Annotated in this window: 17 protein-coding genes; 11 read left to right on the top strand and 6 right to left on the bottom strand. The window is 71.8% G+C overall.

What is annotated here, in order from left to right; genetic code table 11:
• Positions 1-88: 88 nt before the first annotated feature.
• The gene (locus ACWDX7_RS18895; RefSeq protein ID WP_451488860.1) at positions 89-1687 is read left to right on the top strand and encodes a protein kinase domain-containing protein; all 1599 of its coding nucleotides are present in this window, start codon (positions 89-91) and stop codon (positions 1685-1687) included.
• Positions 1688-1737: 50 nt separating this feature from the next.
• Here ACWDX7_RS18895 and ACWDX7_RS18890 read toward each other — a convergent pair whose 3' ends face one another.
• A complete protein-coding gene (locus ACWDX7_RS18890; RefSeq protein ID WP_451488861.1) occupies positions 1738-2397 on the bottom strand; it encodes a response regulator in 660 nt (219 codons plus the stop codon).
• A 323-nt stretch (positions 2398-2720) separates the two neighbouring features.
• On the opposite strand from ACWDX7_RS18890, the gene pdhA reads away from it, so the two are divergent.
• The 3 genes from pdhA to ACWDX7_RS18875 are packed head-to-tail and all read left to right on the top strand — an operon-like array spanning position 2721 to position 6392.
• Complete coding sequence (gene pdhA, locus ACWDX7_RS18885; protein ID WP_451488862.1) at positions 2721-3920, top strand: pyruvate dehydrogenase (acetyl-transferring) E1 component subunit alpha; 1200 nt, start codon at positions 2721-2723, stop codon at positions 3918-3920.
• A gap of 5 nt (positions 3921-3925) precedes the next feature.
• The gene (locus tag ACWDX7_RS18880; protein ID WP_451488863.1) at positions 3926-4906 is read left to right on the top strand and encodes an alpha-ketoacid dehydrogenase subunit beta; all 981 of its coding nucleotides are present in this window, start codon (positions 3926-3928) and stop codon (positions 4904-4906) included.
• Between the two features lie 31 nt (positions 4907-4937).
• Complete coding sequence (locus ACWDX7_RS18875; protein ID WP_451488909.1) at positions 4938-6392, top strand: dihydrolipoamide acetyltransferase family protein; 1455 nt, start codon at positions 4938-4940, stop codon at positions 6390-6392.
• 223 nt (positions 6393-6615) lie between these two features.
• Here ACWDX7_RS18875 and ACWDX7_RS18870 read toward each other — a convergent pair whose 3' ends face one another.
• Together ACWDX7_RS18870 and ACWDX7_RS18865 are read right to left on the bottom strand one after the other, a co-directional pair.
• The gene (locus ACWDX7_RS18870) at positions 6616-7821 is read right to left on the bottom strand and encodes a DUF1266 domain-containing protein (RefSeq protein ID WP_451488864.1); all 1206 of its coding nucleotides are present in this window, start codon (positions 7819-7821) and stop codon (positions 6616-6618) included.
• A 9-nt stretch (positions 7822-7830) separates the two neighbouring features.
• Positions 7831-8235 carry an ATP-binding protein gene (locus ACWDX7_RS18865; RefSeq protein ID WP_451488865.1) on the bottom strand — a complete coding sequence of 135 codons (405 nt, stop codon included), beginning with the start codon at positions 8233-8235 and terminating at the stop codon, positions 7831-7833.
• Between the two features lie 203 nt (positions 8236-8438).
• On the opposite strand from ACWDX7_RS18865, the gene ACWDX7_RS18860 reads away from it, so the two are divergent.
• The 3 genes from ACWDX7_RS18860 to ACWDX7_RS18850 all read left to right on the top strand — a co-directional run bounded on the left by ACWDX7_RS18860 (position 8439) and on the right by ACWDX7_RS18850 (position 10239).
• Positions 8439-9329, top strand: coding sequence for a helix-turn-helix domain-containing protein (locus ACWDX7_RS18860; protein WP_451488866.1), 891 nt, complete (start codon positions 8439-8441; stop codon positions 9327-9329).
• Positions 9326-9502 carry a DUF397 domain-containing protein gene (locus ACWDX7_RS18855; protein WP_451488867.1) on the top strand — a complete coding sequence of 59 codons (177 nt, stop codon included), beginning with the start codon at positions 9326-9328 and terminating at the stop codon, positions 9500-9502. The genes ACWDX7_RS18860 and ACWDX7_RS18855 overlap by 4 nt, the downstream gene beginning before the upstream one ends.
• Before the next feature lie 509 nt (positions 9503-10011).
• The gene (locus tag ACWDX7_RS18850) at positions 10012-10239 is read left to right on the top strand and encodes a hypothetical protein (protein WP_451488868.1); all 228 of its coding nucleotides are present in this window, start codon (positions 10012-10014) and stop codon (positions 10237-10239) included.
• A gap of 9 nt (positions 10240-10248) precedes the next feature.
• Here the strand turns inward: ACWDX7_RS18850 and ACWDX7_RS18845 are convergent, their stop codons facing one another.
• Positions 10249-11445, bottom strand: a complete 1197-nt coding sequence (locus ACWDX7_RS18845; protein ID WP_451488869.1) for a DUF418 domain-containing protein — start codon at positions 11443-11445, stop codon at positions 10249-10251.
• Positions 11446-11699: 254 nt separating this feature from the next.
• Between ACWDX7_RS18845 and ACWDX7_RS18840 the strand changes: the two genes are divergently transcribed.
• Positions 11700-12350, top strand: coding sequence for a GntR family transcriptional regulator (locus ACWDX7_RS18840; RefSeq protein WP_451488870.1), 651 nt, complete (start codon positions 11700-11702; stop codon positions 12348-12350).
• A gap of 164 nt (positions 12351-12514) precedes the next feature.
• Positions 12515-13870, top strand: a complete 1356-nt coding sequence (locus ACWDX7_RS18835) for an MFS transporter (RefSeq protein ID WP_451488910.1) — start codon at positions 12515-12517, stop codon at positions 13868-13870.
• Positions 13871-13947: 77 nt separating this feature from the next.
• On the opposite strand, the gene ACWDX7_RS18830 is transcribed toward ACWDX7_RS18835, so the two are convergent.
• A complete protein-coding gene (locus ACWDX7_RS18830; RefSeq protein WP_451488871.1) occupies positions 13948-14772 on the bottom strand; it encodes a maleylpyruvate isomerase family mycothiol-dependent enzyme in 825 nt (274 codons plus the stop codon).
• A 154-nt stretch (positions 14773-14926) separates the two neighbouring features.
• Here ACWDX7_RS18830 and ACWDX7_RS18825 point away from each other — a divergent pair, with 154 nt between their 5' ends.
• Positions 14927-15706 carry a carbon-nitrogen family hydrolase gene (locus ACWDX7_RS18825; RefSeq protein WP_451488872.1) on the top strand — a complete coding sequence of 260 codons (780 nt, stop codon included), beginning with the start codon at positions 14927-14929 and terminating at the stop codon, positions 15704-15706.
• A gap of 124 nt (positions 15707-15830) precedes the next feature.
• Here ACWDX7_RS18825 and ACWDX7_RS18820 read toward each other — a convergent pair whose 3' ends face one another.
• Positions 15831-16325, bottom strand: a complete 495-nt coding sequence (locus ACWDX7_RS18820; RefSeq protein WP_451488873.1) for an LURP-one-related/scramblase family protein — start codon at positions 16323-16325, stop codon at positions 15831-15833.
• Positions 16326-16357: 32 nt separating this feature from the next.
• On the opposite strand from ACWDX7_RS18820, the gene ACWDX7_RS18815 reads away from it, so the two are divergent.
• Complete coding sequence (locus ACWDX7_RS18815; protein ID WP_451488874.1) at positions 16358-17170, top strand: hypothetical protein; 813 nt, start codon at positions 16358-16360, stop codon at positions 17168-17170.
• The last annotated feature ends 24 nt before the right edge of the window (positions 17171-17194 follow it).

Here is a 17194-nt window from a genome sequence, read left to right as displayed (position 1 = left end):
GACCGGTTCCGAGGCTGTAGCGTTCATTGGAGCACTGAGAAGAGGACTACCGCTGAGCGGCGGCCGAGAGAGACGACGGCGAGGACTGATGGCACCCGAACCCGAGGGAAACGGCGCCGGGATGACCGATGGTCCTGAGCACTGGGGCGCCGGCGGCCTGGTGGGAGACGGCCGTTACCGGCTGACCCATCGCCTGGGCCGTGGCGGCATGGCGGAGGTGTTCGCCGCCGAGGACGTACGGCTGGGCCGCACCGTCGCCGTGAAGCTGCTGCGCGCCGACCTGGCCGAAGACCCGGTCTCCAAGGCCCGCTTCACGCGCGAGGCCCAGTCGGTCGCCGGGCTCAACCACCATGCCGTCGTCGCCGTGTACGACTCGGGCGAGGACCGGGTCGGCCCGACCACCGTGCCGTACATCGTGATGGAGCTGGTCGAGGGCCGCACCATCCGCGAACTGCTGCTCAGCGCCGAGGCCCCGGGGCCCGAGCAGGCGCTCATCATCACCTCGGGCGTGCTGGAAGCCCTCGCGTACTCCCACCAGCACGGCATCGTGCACCGCGACATCAAGCCCGCGAACGTCATCATCACCGAATCGGGCGCGGTGAAGGTCATGGACTTCGGCATCGCCCGCGCGCTGCACGGCGTGCAGTCGACGATGACCCAGACCGGCATGGTGATGGGCACCCCGCAGTACCTGTCGCCCGAGCAGGCCCTCGGCAAGGCCGTGGACCACCGCTCCGACCTGTACGCGACCGGCTGCCTGCTGTACGAACTCCTCGCGCTGCGGCCCCCCTTCACGGGCGAGACCCCGCTGTCGGTGGTCTACCAGCACGTGCAGGACGCCCCGGTGCCGCCCTCGCAGCTGCCGGAGGGCCAGCACATCCCCAAGGAGCTCGACGGCCTGGTCATGCGCTCGCTCGCCAAGGATCCGGACGACCGGTTCCAGAGCGCCGAGGAGATGCGCGGGCTGGTCCAGTACGCGCTCCAGATGCTGCACGACCACGGGCCGAACACCGGCACCTGGAACACCGGCCCCGTCACGATGGCCCTGCCGCACGGGGCGCCGGGTGCCAGCACCTCCGCGATGCCCGTGGGCGGGACCGGCGGGCAGCAGAAGTACGCCGCGCACGCCTCGACCTCGCAGTTCCAGCAGCCGATGGTGCCGCCGCTGAACCCGGACGACGGCTCGGCCTTCCCCGGCCGCCCGGGCCGCGGTGGCCCGGGCGGCTACGACGGCTATGACGGGTACGAGGACCGCGGCGGCGCCGGCCGCTGGAAGCTGTGGCTGTTCGCGGTGCTCGCGGTCATCGCGGTCGCGGGCGGTGTGGCGTTCGCCGTCAACAGCGTCGGAAACAAGGACAAGGACAAGGACACGAAGACCCCGGGCGGTGTCACCCAGAGCGCGTCCAGCGGGCAGCCGAGTTCCCAGGGCGCCGGGGAGGCGACGCCGGGCCGCCAGAGCCCGGCCGACACCCCCTCGTACACCGAACCCTCGTTCATCCCTCCCCGGACCAAGGCGCCGACCTACAGCACGTCGGTCTCCCCCTCGCCGTCGGCGTCCTCGTCGCCGTCGCCCTCGAAGTCCGCGTCGCAGTCGGCCTCGGCGTCGCCGTCCAAGCCGGCGCCGACCAAGTCGCAGTCGGCCTCGCCCCCGCCCACGGGGGACGGCAACGGCAACAACGACGGATGACCCGCAACGACGACGAGTGACCCGCGGGACCGGACCTCTGACTCAGGTCGCTAGCGCTTCTCCGCCTGCAGGCGGGCCACATACGCGGCGGCCTGGGAGCGGCGCTCCATGCCGAGCTTGGACAGCAGGCTGGATACGTAGTTCTTGATGGTCTTCTCGGCCAGGTGCAGCCGCTCACCGATGACGCGGTTGGTCAGGCCCTCGCCGATCAGGTCGAGGATCTTCCGCTCCTGATCGGTGAGGTGGGAGAGGCGGTCGTCCTCCTTGCCGTTCTTGCCGTCGCGCAGCCGCTCCAGCACCCGGGCGGTGGCGACCGGGTCCAGCAGGGACTTGCCGGCCGCGACGTCCCGTACGGCGCTGATCAGCTCATTGCCACGGATCGCCTTGAGGACGTAGCCCGAGGCGCCGGCCATGATCGCGTCGAAGAGCGCCTCGTCGTCGGCGAAGGAGGTCAGCATCAGGCATTTGATGTCCTCGTTCTCGGAGCGCACCTCGCGGCAGACCTCCACGCCGCTGCCGTCCGGCAGGCGGACGTCGAGGACGGCCACGTCCGGGCGGGTGGCGGGGATGCGGACCAGCGCGTCGGCGGCCGTACCGGCCTCGCCGACGATCACGATGTCCTCTTCGACCGACAACAGCTCATGAACGCCCCGACGTACCACTTCGTGGTCGTCCAGGAGGAATACCTTGATTTTTCCGTCTTCGGGCACGAAGTCAGTTTCACACACCGACCCCTTCCCTGAAGGGGTTACCCGGGATAACGTGCCGTTGTTCCGGCCCCCTGCAAGGCTGTGACCAGTGCTTGTTCCCGTTTCCATGGATTTACTTGGTAATCCAAGCAAAATCGCAGGTCAAACGGGGTTTCGCAGTTATGCGGCGCACTGGGTAACGTGCATAGCGCAGGGCACTCGCCGGGGCACCTGTCACGCCTGAATCCCGTACGCGACGCACCCACCCCGTGCGCGGGTACAGATGCAGGTGAGCCGCACTGGACCCCGGAGAACCCGGGTGCCGGACCGACGGAGGAGCACACGTGACCGTGGAGAGCACTGCCGCGCGCAAGCCGCGACGCAGCAGCGGCACCAAGCGGGCCGCAGGCGCCGCGAGCGCCCGCAAGACCCCCGCTGCCACCGCGCAGACGCAGGACGTCGAACCTCAGCTCGTACAGCTGCTGACGCCCGAAGGGGACCGGGTCGAAAGCGCGGAGAACGCGGAATTCGCACCCTTCGTCGCCGACATCACCACCGACGACCTGCGCGGCCTGTACCGCGACATGGTCATGACGCGCCGCTTCGACGCCGAGGCGACCGCCCTGCAGCGCCAGGGGGAGCTGGGCCTGTGGGCCTCGCTCCTCGGCCAGGAGGCCGCCCAGATCGGCTCCGGCCGGGCGCTGGAGGACGAGGACTACGTCTTCCCGACGTACCGCGAGCACGGCGTGGCCTGGTGCCGCGGCGTCGACCCGACGAACCTGCTCGGCATGTTCCGCGGTGTCAACCACGGCGGCTGGGACCCGAACACCAACAACTTCCACCTCTACACCATCGTCATCGGCTCGCAGACGCTCCACGCGACCGGTTACGCGATGGGTGTGGCCAAGGACGGCGCCGACTCGGCCGTCATCGCCTACTTCGGCGACGGCGCGTCCAGCCAGGGCGACGTCGCCGAGGCGTTCACCTTCTCGGCCGTCTACAACTCTCCCGTGGTGTTCTTCTGCCAGAACAACCAGTGGGCGATCTCCGAGCCCACCGAGCGCCAGATGCGCGTGCCGCTCTACCAGCGCGCGCAGGGCTTCGGCTTCCCGGGCGTCCGCGTCGACGGCAATGACGTGCTCGCCTGCCTGGCCGTGACCCGCTGGGCGCTGGACCGGGCGCGGCGCGGCGAGGGCCCGACGCTGGTCGAAGCCTTCACGTACCGCATGGGCGCGCACACCACCTCCGACGACCCCACCAAGTACCGGCGGGACGAGGAGACGGCGGCCTGGGAGGCGAAGGACCCGATCCTGCGCCTGAAGGCCCACCTGCTGGCCACCGGAGGCGCCGACGAGGCGTTCTTCGCGGAGCTGGAGGCGGAGAGCGAGGCCATGGGCAAGCGGGTGCGCGAGGCCGTACGGGCCATGCCCGACCCGGACACCATGGCGATCTTCGAGAACGTCTACGCGGACGGGCACGCGCTCGTCGACGAGGAACGCGCCCAGTTCGCGGCCTACCTCGCGTCCTTCGAGGGTGGGGAGTGACCACCATGGCCATCGAGAAGCTGTCGATCGCGAAGGCGCTCAACGAGTCGCTGCGCAAGGCCCTGGAGACGGACCCGAAGGTCCTGATCATGGGTGAGGACGTCGGCAAGCTGGGCGGTGTCTTCCGGATCACCGACGGCCTGCAGAAGGACTTCGGCGAGGAGCGGGTCATCGACACCCCGCTCGCGGAGTCCGGCATCGTCGGCACGGCGATCGGACTGGCGCTGCGCGGCTACCGCCCGGTCGTGGAGATCCAGTTCGACGGGTTCGTGTTCCCCGCCTACGACCAGATCGTCACGCAGCTCGCGAAGATGCACGCGAGAGCCCTCGGCAAGATCAAGATGCCGGTCGTCATCCGCATCCCGTACGCGGGCGGCATCGGCGCGGTCGAGCACCACAGCGAGTCCCCGGAGGCGTTGTTCGCGCACGTCCCGGGCCTGAAGGTGGTCTCGCCGAGCAATGCGTCGGACGCGTACTGGATGCTCCAGCAGGCGATCCTCAGCGACGACCCGGTGATCTTCTTCGAGCCGAAGCGGCGCTACTGGGACAAGGGCGAGGTCGATGTCGACGCCATCCCCGGTGAGCTGCACAAGGCCCGCGTGGCGCGGGAGGGCACGGACCTGACCCTGGCCGCCTACGGTCCGATGGTGAAGGTCTGCCTGGAGGCGGCCGCCGCGGCGGCCGAGGAGGGCAAGTCGGTGGAGGTCGTCGACCTGCGCTCGATGTCCCCGGTCGACTTCGACGGGCTGCAGTCGTCGGTGGAGAAGACCCGCCGGCTGGTGGTCGTCCACGAGGCGCCGGTGTTCCTGGGCGTGGGCTCGGAGATCGCCGCCCGCATCACCGAGCGGTGCTTCTACCACCTGGAGGCGCCGGTCCTGCGCGTGGGCGGTTTCCACGCCCCGTACCCGCCGGCCCGCCTGGAGGACGAGTACCTGCCGGGCCTGGACAGGGTGCTCGACGCCGTCGACCGCTCGCTGGCGTACTGAGGAGAGCCCTGTGACGATCCGCGAATTCAAAATGCCCGATGTGGGCGAGGGCCTCACCGAAGCCGAGATCCTCAAGTGGTACGTCCAGCCGGGTGACACGGTCACCGACGGCCAGGTCGTCTGCGAGGTGGAGACGGCCAAGGCCGCCGTGGAACTGCCGATCCCGTTCGACGGTGTCGTGCACGCGCTCCTCTTCGAGGAGGGCACCACGGTCGATGTCGGCCAGGTCATCATCTCGGTCCGGACGGAGGGTGGCTCCGAGGCCGCCGAAGCCCCGGTGCAGGAGGCGGCCCCGGCCGCCGCCGCCGAGGAGCCGGCCGCCCCGGAGGCGCGCCAGCCCGTCCTGGTGGGCTACGGCGTCTCCACCGCCTCCACCAAGCGCCGCCCGCGCAAGCCGGTGGCGGGCACGGCCGCGCAGAACGGCACGTACGCGGCCGCCGCTGCGGCCGCTCCCGTGGCGCCGGTGGTTCCCGCTGCCCCGGCGGCGCCGGTGGTTCCCGCGCAGCCGAACGGCAACGGCGACGGGGGCGCCGGTGAGCGGCCCCTGGCCAAGCCGCCGGTGCGCAAGCTCGCCAAGGACCTCGGCATCGACCTGGCCTCGGTGGTGCCGACCGGGGACGGCGGGATCGTGACCCGGGAGGACGTGCACGCCGCGGCGTCCGCGCGCCTCACCCCGCAGGCCGCGGCCGTACCGGCTGCGGAGGCCGCGCAGGCACCGGCCGCGCACGCACCGGCCGCGCAGGCACCGGCGGCTGCGGCTGCCGGCGTCCCGGTCGAGGGACCGCTCCGGGAGACCCGTATCCCGGTCAAGGGCGTCCGCAAGGTCACCGCCCAGGCCATGGTCGGCTCCGCCTTCACCGCGCCGCACGTCACCGAGTTCGTGACCTTCGACATCACCCGCACGATGAAGCTGGTCCAGGAGCTCAAGGCCGACCCGGATCTGGCGGGGCTGCGCGTCAACCCGCTGCTCCTGATCGCCAAGGCCGTCCTGGTGGCCGTCCGCCGCAATCCGGAGGTCAACGCGTCCTGGGACGAGGCGGCCCAGGAGATCGTGCTCAAGCACTACGTCAACCTGGGCATCGCGGCGGCCACCCCCCGCGGGCTGATCGTCCCGAACATCAAGGACGCGCACGCCAAGACCCTGCCGGAGCTGTCCGAGGCCCTGTCCTCACTGGTCGCGACGGCCCGCGAGGGCAAGACCTCCCCGGCCGACATGCAGAACGGCACCCTCACCATCACCAATGTCGGCGTCTTCGGCGTCGACACCGGTACGCCCATCCTGAACCCCGGCGAGTCCGCGATCCTCGCGGTCGGCGCGATCAAGCTCCAGCCGTGGGTGCACAAGGGCAAGGTCAAGCCCCGTCAGGTCACCACCCTGGCGCTGTCCTTCGACCACCGCCTCATCGACGGCGAGCTCGGCTCCCGCTTCCTGGCCGACATCGCGGCGGTCCTGGAACACCCCCGCCGTCTGATCACCTGGTCGTAGGGCCCGCCCCCCGCCGATGGCCGGTCTCCCTCCAGGGGACCGGCCATCGGCCGTGCGCGGCGGGTATTTTCCCTGGTCAATGCGTCATTCCATGTGATCATCCCCGGATGTTCTTCCGCGCTGCCACCGCAGATCCCGCAGATCTGGACCGCGCCGTCGCCTACCCGGCCGACGGCCAGACGGGCACTCGCTGGGACGGCGGTCGTCCGCCACCGGGGGCCGGTCAGTTCCAGGGGATGTTGCGCCACGGGCTGGCCGGGTCGGTGGTCAGTACGACATGGGCGGCGAGGGCGGTCGTGTACCAGGTGCCGAACTCCTCCTCGTCGAAGTGCAGGCACCGGCCGAGGACGTACCCGGCGGAGAACTCCTCCCACGAGCGGTAGGTCCCCCGGGCGGCCTCCCCCGCGCGCAGCACGGCCTTCTCGGCCTCCTGGACGGTGCCGTAGCGGCAGCCGACGCCCCAGCGCGCCATCTGGGAGGCCCGGCCGATGTCCCAGCCCTCCACCGAGCGGACCCAGCCGTCCGCGGGGAGCAGTCCGTCGGCCCGGAAGCGCTGCTCGTAGCGGGCGATCCGGCCGATGAGGCGTTTGACGCCGGTGATCTCGCCCTCCACTTCGGCGGTGGGGCGCGGCCGGGCGACGGTGACCCCCTCGGGGGTGAGCTGCGGTTCGGCGGAGCGTTCGGCGCTGCGGCGCAGGCTGGCTTCGGCCGCGTGCCGCCAGTGCTCGATGTCGACGGGTCCCGCGAAGTCGGAGGCGAGGACGCGGCGGACACGGAGCGCGTACTCCCAGACCGGACTGACCACCGAGGCGCTCAGGAGCTGCTCCAGGGTGGAGAGCCAGCCGCCTCGGTCGGTGATGCTCCAGCTCTTCGCGACGCGGCGGCGCTCGCGCTGGTAGCCGCGGCCGTGGTAGGCGATGGAGTTCCAGAACTCGCCGTTGGTGACGGCGAGATGGGCGCCCACGGCGAGTCCGTGGGCGATGGGCCCGTGCAGCGGGCCGCCGGTGAAGAGGGCGTGGATCTCCCCCACGGGCAGGCCGTAGGAGGGGGCGGCGTCCGCGTGCGCCCGCCAGCGGGCCAGGTCGGCAGGGGTGGTGGTGAGGTAGGCCTCGGCCGGGGAGCCCGGATTCACGGCGAGGAAGGCGGGATCGTCGGCGGCCCAGACCTTGCTGAACCAGCCCAGGCTGCGTCCCTCGAAGACCGTCTCGGGGGTGGGCGCGGGCAGCATGCCGGCGGTGTGGACGACGAGCACGCGGTCCGGGGTGGCGTGGAAGAAGACCGAGTCCGGATGCGCGTCGGACTGGGCGCGGCGCTGCGCGATGTACAGCGGTACGCGGGCGAGTACATCGAGGTACGCGGCCCAGTCGCCGGCGGTCTTGGCCTCGTACAGCTCTCTCTCGATGACGCTCGGCGCGGTCCAGGTCCCCATACGGGGACCCTATACGGGCGCTCCGACGGCCAGTTCGGCCCATACGGTCTTCCCGACGACCCGGTCCCTGACGCCCCACTCCCGCGCGATGGCGCCGACGATGTGCAGCCCCCGCCCGAACCGGTCCCCGGCCGCCGCGACCCTCGGCTGGGGCCACCGCTCCCCTTTCGGATCGGTGACCTCGATGCGCAGCGCCGCGCCCGTGAGCCGCAGCTCGACCCGCAGGTACCGGTCGGCGACCGTCCCGTGCAGAAGCGCGTTGGTGGCCAACTCGCTGGTCAGCAGAGCCACATCGGCGGCGAGCTGCGGCTGCCCCCAGGCCACGGCGAGCCATGCGGCGCGTTTGCGGGCGGCGGGTACGGAGTCCTGCCGGGGCGGGTAGTTCCGTACGTCGTACCGCGTGAGCTCATCCATGGCGTGCACCTCCGATAGGGGCGGTGGCATGCCGGTGCCGTACGGGCAGCCCGGTGCGCTTCCGCCAACTGACACTGCCCGGTGAGCAGTTCGTCACCGACGGTAGGGGTCCATTGACTCGGGAGGCAAGTGAAACGGGGAATATCTTCCCCGTACGAGTTACGGGTGTGTACGTCCGGTCGCGCGGGCGAGAGACTGGGCCGGTGAACCGTGGAACACGTGAAGGCCAGGGAAACCGGACGTCGACGGTGCTGGGGCGCAGGCTGGGCGGCGAGCTGAGCAGGTTGCGCACGGCGGCGGGGAAAACCCAGCTCCAGGCGGCGCAGGTCATCAGCGCCACCTCGACGAAGATCGTGAAGATGGAGAGCGGCTGGGTGCCCATGCGGGACCCGGACATCCGCGTGCTGTGCGAGTTCTACGGCGCGACGGACGCCAAGTTCGTCAGCGGCCTGCTCGATCTGGCCCGGCTGGACCGTGACCGCCGCAAGGCGAAGGGCTGGTGGCAGCAGATCCCCACCGTGGGCAATCTGGCGGAGTACGTCGCGATGGAGGATGTCGCCACCCGAATCCGTGCCTGGCAACTTGCCCTGATCCCAGGGTTGCTCCAGTCGCCCGATTACATCCGCGCACTGGGCGTCGGCTCCGACTCGTGGACGCACCCGGATGAGATCGAGGAGATGGTGACGACCCGGACCAAGCGGCAGGCGCGGCTGTGGGGCGACAAGCCGCTGGAGTTTCATGCCGTGATCTGGGAGGCGGCCCTCCGCCAGGAGATCGGGGGTCGCGAGGTCATGCGGTCACAGCTCAACCATCTGGTAGAGATGGCCGAGTTGCCCAACGTGCACGTCCAGGTATTGCCGTTCCGTGCGGGCGCGCACCACGGCGTCGCGGGTGCGTTCAACATTGTGTCGTTCGCCGAACCGGGGGCCGTGGACGTCGGCTATTCGGAAGGGATCGCCTCTACTGTGTGGGTGGAGGGAGCGGAAGGGAACGAGGCGTACGTCAGGTCATTCGATCGCGTGTCCCGCATGAGCCTTGCGCCCCGCGACTCCGTGAACCTGATCGATGCCATCAGTAAGGGTATGCAGCCATGACCGAGTTCCAGTTCGTGAAGTCCAGCTACAGCAACGTCACGAACGACACGGAGTGCGTGGAGGTGGCCACCAACGTGGCCGGGACCGTCGCGCTGCGCGACAGCAAGCGGAGCGACGGGCCGGTCATCCGGATCACCGCCACCGCCTGGGCGGCCTTCGCGGCGACCCGGTGAGCAGGCTCGGCGGGTACTGCTTACGCGACCACCTCTGGACCGGAGGCATGACCGTGGAGGGGACCACCCCGGGCCAGATGGCGGCGTACGAGCCGGTCTACAAGGCATAGGGCCCCGGTGGCCCCGGTGGCCCCGGTGTCCGCTCGGACGGCGGGGCGCGGCACGCCTCCCCGTGCCTCCGCGCGACCTTGTGGACTCCCTTGACCGGCTCCGGGGGCCGGGGGACGATCGCGGGGCTCGCGTTCGGACGGTTGCAGCTGGGGGGCCGGGATGCCGGAGGAGCACGTGCGGTCGGCGGGGGAGCTGCGGGCGCGGCTCGTGGCGTGCTGGGCACGGTGGTCGGTCCTCGAACACCTCGCCGACGCGGAGCCCGTGCCGCGGCCCTCGCTCGGTCTGGAGCCGGGGGCGTCGCTGGCGGCCGGGTCGAGCACTGGTGGCGCGGCAACGCGAGCGGCTCGGCCTGGCGGCGCGGCGCGGTCTTCGGACCCGATGTACGGGCGGTCACCGGGATGCTCCAGAGCAGCTTCGGCTTCAACCTGGAAGTCGTCGTCCTGCGCACCGACCGCCGCCTCCAGCACTACTGGCGGGACGGCGCGGGCTGGCACGAGGGGCCGGTCATCGGCCCCGTCGCGCCCCTGGGCCCGACCCGCCCGACCGGCCCGACCGGCCTCATCGAGCCCGCCCGCCCGGCCGGCGCCCTCGGGCGCGTCGGGCGGGGCGGGCCCGCGTCACCGTGAACGTCACCGTCACCGTGACCCGCGCGGCCTGAGCGCGATGTGCTGTACGGATTCCAGCGGTCCGCGCTCGAAGCGGCGCAGCCAGAGCCAGGAGCCGGCCGCCAGGGCCAGGCTCACGGCGGCCCACAGGCCCATCACCCACCACGGGTCGGCGGCGGTGCCGACCAGGCGGACGGTCAGGCCGAGCCCGAAGCCGTAGCAGACCAGCATGCAGAGCACGTTCTGCGCGACGTAGCAGGACAGGGCGGCGCGGCCGACCGATCCGAGGGCCGTGACCACCGGCCGGGGGACCCACAGCCGGTCGAGGGCGATACCGATCAGGCCGATGTAGCCCACGGCGAGCAGCGGCGCGGCTCCGTAGCGGCCCAGGATGAAGAAGTCGGCGCCGCCGAGGGCCGTCGCGGCATTGAGCGGCAGCCCGAGGCCGATCCCCCAGGCGGCCATCCGGGCCCGCAGCCGGTGGCCCTCGCCGGTCGCGGTGAAGGCACCCGCGCGGTGGAGCCGGACGCCGAGCAGGAAGAGGAAGACGAGCAGCCCGAAGGAGAAGACCGGCTCGATGCGCATGGCGAGGAACTGGTCGGCCCGGAAGGCGATCTGGGCCCCGTAGCCGCCGTGGGCGTACAGCTCGACGCCCGCTTCGTCCGGGGGCTCCGAAGCCGTGTCGGACGAGCTCAGCGCACCGAGCGTCACCAGGCCGACCAGGGCGAGGTGTACGGCGGCGGCCGTCCACATCGCGCGCCGCCGGACCTTCTCCGAGCGGGCCAGCAGCCAGGCGACGAGGAGCGCGGTGACGGCGTAGCCCATCAGCACGTCCCAGGCAAAGACCAGGAAGAAGTGGACGGTGCCTTCCACGAACAGGAAGGCGGCGCGCCGCCAGTAGCGACCGGGCCAGGGGTTGCCGCGGCGCGCGGCGGAGTCGTACTGGATGGCCAGGCCCACCCCGAACAGGACCGTCAGCAGGGCCAGGAACTTGCCGTCCGCGAGGAAGCGGAAGACGAATTCGGCGGTGGTCGCTGGGGAGGGGTCGGCGAGGGGGTCCGGGATGTCGAGCCCGCCCTGGAGCACGCTCCACTCGGAGCCCGGGGTGGCGAAGATCCAGACGTTGGTCATGAGCGTGCCGAGGATGGCGGCGCCGCGCAGGACGTCGAGGAGGGGGAGGCGGGCCGCCTTCGCGGTCCCGGTCGGGGTGAGCAGGGTTTCGGCCATGACTTCAGGGTCCCGGCGGGCGGGCGGGAGCACGTCGTGCGCGTGGACGAACGCCCGGTACATCCTTCGGTGCAGTGGCGGGCCGTGCTGCTCCCACCCACCGGGCCGCGGTGCTGCCGCCCCGGGGCCGCGGTGCTCCCACGCCCCGGGCGCCGCCCGCGAAGGGCGGTGTCCCGGACCGTGCGCCGCAGGCCGGTGTTCCGCATCCTGGACGGGCTCCGGGCTTGCACCCCTGTTGTATCTATGCTGTGCGCATGCCAGCCCCGACCAGTACCGTGACCGCCGCCGACCGCGTCTACCGGCACGTCAAACAAGGCGTCCTCGACCGCCGCTACGAAGGCGGCGTCCTGCTCACCGAGGGCGAACTCGCCGATGCCGTGGGCGTGTCCCGGACGCCGGTCCGCGAGGCGCTGCTGCGGCTGGAGACGGAGGGGCTGCTGAAGCTGTACCCGAAGAAGGGCGCGCTGGTCCTGGCGGTCTCCGCGCAGGAGATCACCGACGTACTCGAAACCCGGCTGCTGGTCGAGGAGTTCACCGTACGCAGAGCCGTGCCCGCGCCACCCGGCCTGCTGGAGCGGCTCGCCGCCCTGGTCGAGGAACAGCGCGGGCACGCCGCCGCGGGCGACCTCGCCGCGATGATGGCCGCCGACCGCCAGTTCCACGCCGAGATCGTGCGCAGCGCCGGCAACCAGATCCTGTGCCGGCTCTACGACCAGCTCCGCGACCGCCAGCTGCGGATGGGCGTGGCCCTGCTGCACTCCCACCCCGACCGGGCGGAGCGGACGCTGGCCGAGCACGCCGAGATCCTGGAGGCGCTGCGGGCGGGTGACGCGGAGACGGCGGCCGCGGCGGTGCGCGGGCACATCGGGCGGGTCGAGGCGCTCGTACGGGGGCCGGGCCGGTGACCGGACCCGTGCCCCAACCCGTCACCGCGACCGGGACCACACCCGCGACCGCGCCCGCGGCCACACCGGTCACCGCGGCCACACCGGTCACCGCGGTCACACCCGTCACCACGACCACGCCCGTCACCGCGCCCGGGACCGGGACCACACCCGCGCCGACCCCCGTGGCCAAGGACCCGCCGGGCGGCCGGAAAGCCGTCGCCGTCTGGGGGATCGGCGTCGCCGTCTACTTCGTGGCGGTGATCTTCCGTACCAGCCTGGGCGTGGCCGGGCTCGACGCCGCCGACCGCTTCCACGTCAACGCCTCGGCGCTGGCGACGTTCTCACTGCTCCAGCTCCTGGTGTACGCGGGAATGCAGATCCCCGTGGGGCTGATGGTGGACCGGCTCGGCACCAAGAAGGTGTTGACGCTGGGAGCGGTGCTCTTCACCGCCGGGCAGCTCGGCTTCGCGCTCTCCCCCTCGTACGGGATGGCCCTCGCCGCGCGCGCCCTGCTGGGCTGCGGCGACGCGCTGACCTTCATCTCGGTGCTGCGGCTGGGCACACGCTGGTTCCCGGCCCGCCAGGGGCCGTTGATGGCCCAGCTCGCCGGGCTGGTCGGCATGGCGGGCAACCTCGTCTCCACGCTGGTGCTGGCGCCGGTCCTGCACGGGGTCGGCTGGGTACCGGCCTTCGCGGGCAGCGCGGTGGCGGGGCTGATCGTCCTCGTACCGCTGACGCTGTTCCTGCGGGACCACCCCGAGGGCTACGCACCCGCGCCCACGGCGCACGGGGGCGGGGCGGGGGGCTTCGTACGCCGCCAGATCGCCGAGTCCTGGCGGGAACCGGGGACCCGCCTCGGCCTGTGGGTCCACTTCACGACGCAGTTCCCGGCCATGGTGTTCCTGCTGCTGTGGGGGATGCCGTTCCTGGTGGAGGCGCAGGGGCTGTCCCGCGCCACGGCGGGCGGACTGCTCACGCTGGTCGTCGCCTCGAACATGGCCCTCGGGCTGGTCTACGGCCAGATCATCGGCCGCCGGCAGTCGTCGCGGATCCCGCTGGCCCTGGGCACGGTCGGGCTGACGGCCCTGCTGTGGGCCGCGGTCCTCGTCTACCCGGGCGACCGGGCGCCGATGTGGCTGCTGGTCGCGCTGTGCCTGGTCCTCGGGAGCTGCGGTCCGGCGTCGATGATCGGCTTTGACTTCGCGCGCCCGGCGAATCCGGCGGAGCGGCAGGGCACGGCGTCCGGGATCACCAACATGGGCGGCTTCATCGCGTCGATGACCACGCTGCTGGCGGTGGGCGTACTGCTGGACGCCACCGGCGACGACTACCGCATCGCGTTCTCGACGGTGTTCGTGGTGGAGGCGGTGGGCATCGCCCAGATCCTCCGCCTGCGCGGCCGCGCGCTGTCCCGCGAACGCGAGCGGGAGCGCGAGCGGGAGCGCGAACGGGGACGGGCGCGCGGCCGCGACGGGACACCGGCCGCCTCCGGCCCCGCCAGGCGGCCGGGTACCCCGTCCGGCCCCGCCAGGGGGTAGCCCGGACGGAGCCCGAGCCGGGTCGCGGCGCGGGCTCCGGGGCGCGGCCCCCGGACCCCAGCGCCCTCCCGGACTCGCTACGGCGTCACGGCGAAGCCCGCCAGGATGGCCCCGGCCAGCTCCGCGTCGCCCTCCACCTTCACCCGGTCGGCGACGGCATGCGCCCGGACCCGCCCCGCCGCGAGGCGGACGTACGTCTCCCAGTCCATCGTCAGCGTCACCGCCGGCCCCAGCGACGGCGCCTTGTCCAGCGACCCCTTGCCCTCCGCGTCCACCCGTACCGTCCGCATGAACTCCAGCGCCCCGTGCACGTCCACGACGACCGCCGAGTTCGCCGGCGCGCCCGCCCGCTTCGCGACCACCTTCGGCAGCCCGGACAGCAGGACGTCCCGCGCCACGTGCGCGCCCGGCGAATCCCAGTTCCCGGGCACGCGCAGCGCCGCCCGCAGGTCCTGCTCGTGGATCCACACGTCGAACGCCCGCAGCCGCAGCGCCTGCTCCAGCGTGACCTGATCGCCGAGCGGCCCCCGCACCATCGTGGCCGGATCCCGCTTCTCGTTGCGCAGCTGCCGCATGCGCCGGATGACGGTGTACTCCAGCTCCGAGGTCATCTCGGGCGCCGTGTGGTGGCGCCGTACGTCGACCTGCACCTCCATGTACCGGCTGAACTCGTCCACCACGTGCCGCAGGTCCCTCGCCACCGTGTGGATCGGCCGGGGGTCCCCGAGCTGCTCACATTCGATGCCGATGATGTGTGACACGACGTCACGGACCGACCAGCCCGGGCAGGGCGTGGCCCGGTTCCACTCGCCTTCCGGAAGCGGCAGGACCAGTTCGGATATCGCCTCAATGGAGTGCGTCCACGCGTCGGCATAGGGCTGAAGGCTGGGATGGACGGTCAACGGGACCCCTCGCGTGCTGTTCAGTGGCGCGTTCTGGAAGCCTTGGACATGGACTCCGCTCCCAAAACTACGCTGCCGGTGAGCACCCCGGCAGTGCTTTCGTGTGACGATCGTAGGCCCGAGTGGACGGCTTGAATGCCAGGACGGTGGTAGTGTGCGCGCCTCGTTGATCCAAATCGCAGTGAATGAGGGGGAGTCGGTCGATTCCCGGCGGTCCCGCGTGGCCGGTCTCGTACGGGAACAGAGCGGCTCGGACCTGGTGGTCCTGCCCGAACTGTGGACCGTCGGCGCCTTCGCCTACGAGCAGTTCGAGACCGGGGCCGAACCGCTCGACGGGCCGACCTGCCAGGCCATGTCCAAGGCCGCGAGCGACGCCGGTGTGTGGTTGCACGCGGGCTCGATCGTGGAGCGCGCGGGGGACGGCTCGCTCTACAACACCACCCTCGTGCTCTCCCCGGCGGGCGAGCTGGCCGCCACCTACCGCAAGATCCACCGCTTCGGCTTCGACCAGGGCGAGGCGGTGCTCATGTCGGCCGGTGACTCCCTCACCACGGTGGCCCTGCCGGAGCAGACGCTCGGCATCGCCACCTGCTACGACCTGCGCTTCCCGGAGCTGTTCCGCGGCCTGGTCGACGCCGGGGCCACCACGATGGTCGTCGCGGCGGGCTGGCCCGCGCGCCGCCGCTCCCACTGGACCGTGCTCAGCAAGGCGCGCGCGGTGGAGGACCAGTCGTACGTCCTCGCGTGCGGCCTCGCCGGCACCCACGCCGGCGTGGAGCAGGCGGGGCACAGCCTGGCGGTGGACCCGTGGGGCGAGGTCCTGGCGGAGGCGGGCCCCGGCGAGGAGGTCCTCACCGTGGACCTGGACCCGGCGAAGGTGGCCGAGACCCGCGAGCAGTTCCCCGCCCTCAAGGACCGCCGCCTGGGCCGATAGCCCGAGGCGCGGCCGGCCTGCGCCGTTGGCGGTCGCCCGGCCGGTCGCCGCACCAGCCGCGAGGGCGGGCGAGGGCGGGCGAGGACGGGCGGGGACGGGCGGGGACCAACGGGGAATCGCGGTACTAGCCGTCCTCCCGCTCCTTCTCCGCCATCCGGATCACGCACACGGCGACCGCGATCATCAGCGCCGCGTCCGCGTCCTCCCGGACCACGTCCACCGCGTACGTCTCGCGCACCCGGAACCACTGCCGCGAGATCAGCGCGAGCAACTCCCCGTCGTACTCGACCTTGAACTCCCGGTCCAGGATCCGCCCGCTGACATCGAGCTCGGTGCCCTCGGCCAGGGTCACGCGGAAGTGGTTGCGCAGCAGCGAGAGCCGCTTCCGGCGGATCACCGCGAGCCGGCGGCCGTCGCGTTCCAGGGTCATCGCGTCGCGGAAGCTGAACGCCTTCTCCCGCAGGGTGATCAGGATCCGCCCCTCCGGATCCTTGAGCTCCAGCGTGTCCCGCAGGCGCAGCGCCTTCCCGTCCACGAGGAAGGCGTGGCGGCCGTCCTCGTCCTCGATCCAGTAGTCGTCTCCGATGGCGAGCACTTTGTCCCGTACGAGGTATTTCATGCGCTGATCAGTGCCCGCGATAGGTTTCGGTCATGCCACTCCTCTTCGTGACCGACCTGGCGTATCCGGCGCGCGGCCGCCGCTACTGCGACGAGGACATATTCCTCACCTCGCGCCTGCGCCCGCACTTCGAGCTGGCCCTGTGCCATCCGGCGGACGCCCGCGCCCTGATGCCGGGCTTCGATGCCGTGATCGTCCGCAACAGCGGCCCGGTCCTGCACCACCAGGAGGCGTACGACGCCTTCCGCGCCGCCGCCCTCGCCGCCGGCACCCCGGTCTACAACCCCCTGACCGGCCGCGCCGACATGGCGGGCAAGCAGTACCTCCTCGACCTGACGGCCGCCGGCTACCCGGTGATCCCGACGATCGACGACCCGGCCCGGCTGGCGGAGCTGCCGCAGGTGCCGCAGTACGTGGTCAAGCCGAAGCAGGGCGCCGACTCCATCGGCCTGTCCTTCACCGCGACACCGACCGGCCCGGCCGGGGCCGTGCTGATCCAGCCGCGCATCGACTTCACGTACGAGGTGTCCTTCTACTTCGTGGACGACGCCTTCCAGTACGCGCTCTACGCCCCGGACCCGGCCCGCCGCTGGGACCTCCAGCCCTACGCCCCGACCGGGGCGGACCTGGACTTCGCCCGCGCCTTCATCGCGTGGAACACCCTCGACCACGGCATCCAGCGCGTCGACGCCTGCCGCGAGCCCTCCGGCGAACTCCTGCTGGTGGAGCTGGAGGACCTGAACCCGTACCTCTCCCTGGACCTGCTCCCGGCGGAGGCGCAGGACTCCTTCGTGGCGTCACTGGTCCGCTCCCTGCACGCCTTCCGGGCTTCCTGCCCGGGCTGAGGCCGCTCCCGGTCGCCGCGCTCC

This window comes from Streptomyces sp. NPDC003034 (assembly GCF_053591375.1).
Note: the sequence above shows the minus strand (reverse complement) of the source record. Positions and strands in the feature narration are given on the sequence as shown.

Coding starts and splice junctions, on each gene's coding strand:
- ACWDX7_RS18895 (WP_451488860.1), top strand. CDS start 89: ATGGCACCCGAACCCGAGGGAAACGGCGCCGGGATGACCGATGGTCCT.
- ACWDX7_RS18880 (WP_451488863.1), top strand. CDS start 3,926: ATGGCCATCGAGAAGCTGTCGATCGCGAAGGCGCTCAACGAGTCGCTG.
- ACWDX7_RS18875 (WP_451488909.1), top strand. CDS start 4,938: ATGCCCGATGTGGGCGAGGGCCTCACCGAAGCCGAGATCCTCAAGTGG.
- ACWDX7_RS18870 (WP_451488864.1), bottom strand. CDS start 7,821: ATGGGGACCTGGACCGCGCCGAGCGTCATCGAGAGAGAGCTGTACGAG.
- ACWDX7_RS18865 (WP_451488865.1), bottom strand. CDS start 8,235: ATGGATGAGCTCACGCGGTACGACGTACGGAACTACCCGCCCCGGCAG.
- ACWDX7_RS18855 (WP_451488867.1), top strand. CDS start 9,326: ATGACCGAGTTCCAGTTCGTGAAGTCCAGCTACAGCAACGTCACGAAC.
- ACWDX7_RS18850 (WP_451488868.1), top strand. CDS start 10,012: ATGCTCCAGAGCAGCTTCGGCTTCAACCTGGAAGTCGTCGTCCTGCGC.
- ACWDX7_RS18845 (WP_451488869.1), bottom strand. CDS start 11,445: ATGGCCGAAACCCTGCTCACCCCGACCGGGACCGCGAAGGCGGCCCGC.
- ACWDX7_RS18840 (WP_451488870.1), top strand. CDS start 11,700: ATGCCAGCCCCGACCAGTACCGTGACCGCCGCCGACCGCGTCTACCGG.
- ACWDX7_RS18820 (WP_451488873.1), bottom strand. CDS start 16,325: ATGAAATACCTCGTACGGGACAAAGTGCTCGCCATCGGAGACGACTAC.
- ACWDX7_RS18815 (WP_451488874.1), top strand. CDS start 16,358: ATGCCACTCCTCTTCGTGACCGACCTGGCGTATCCGGCGCGCGGCCGC.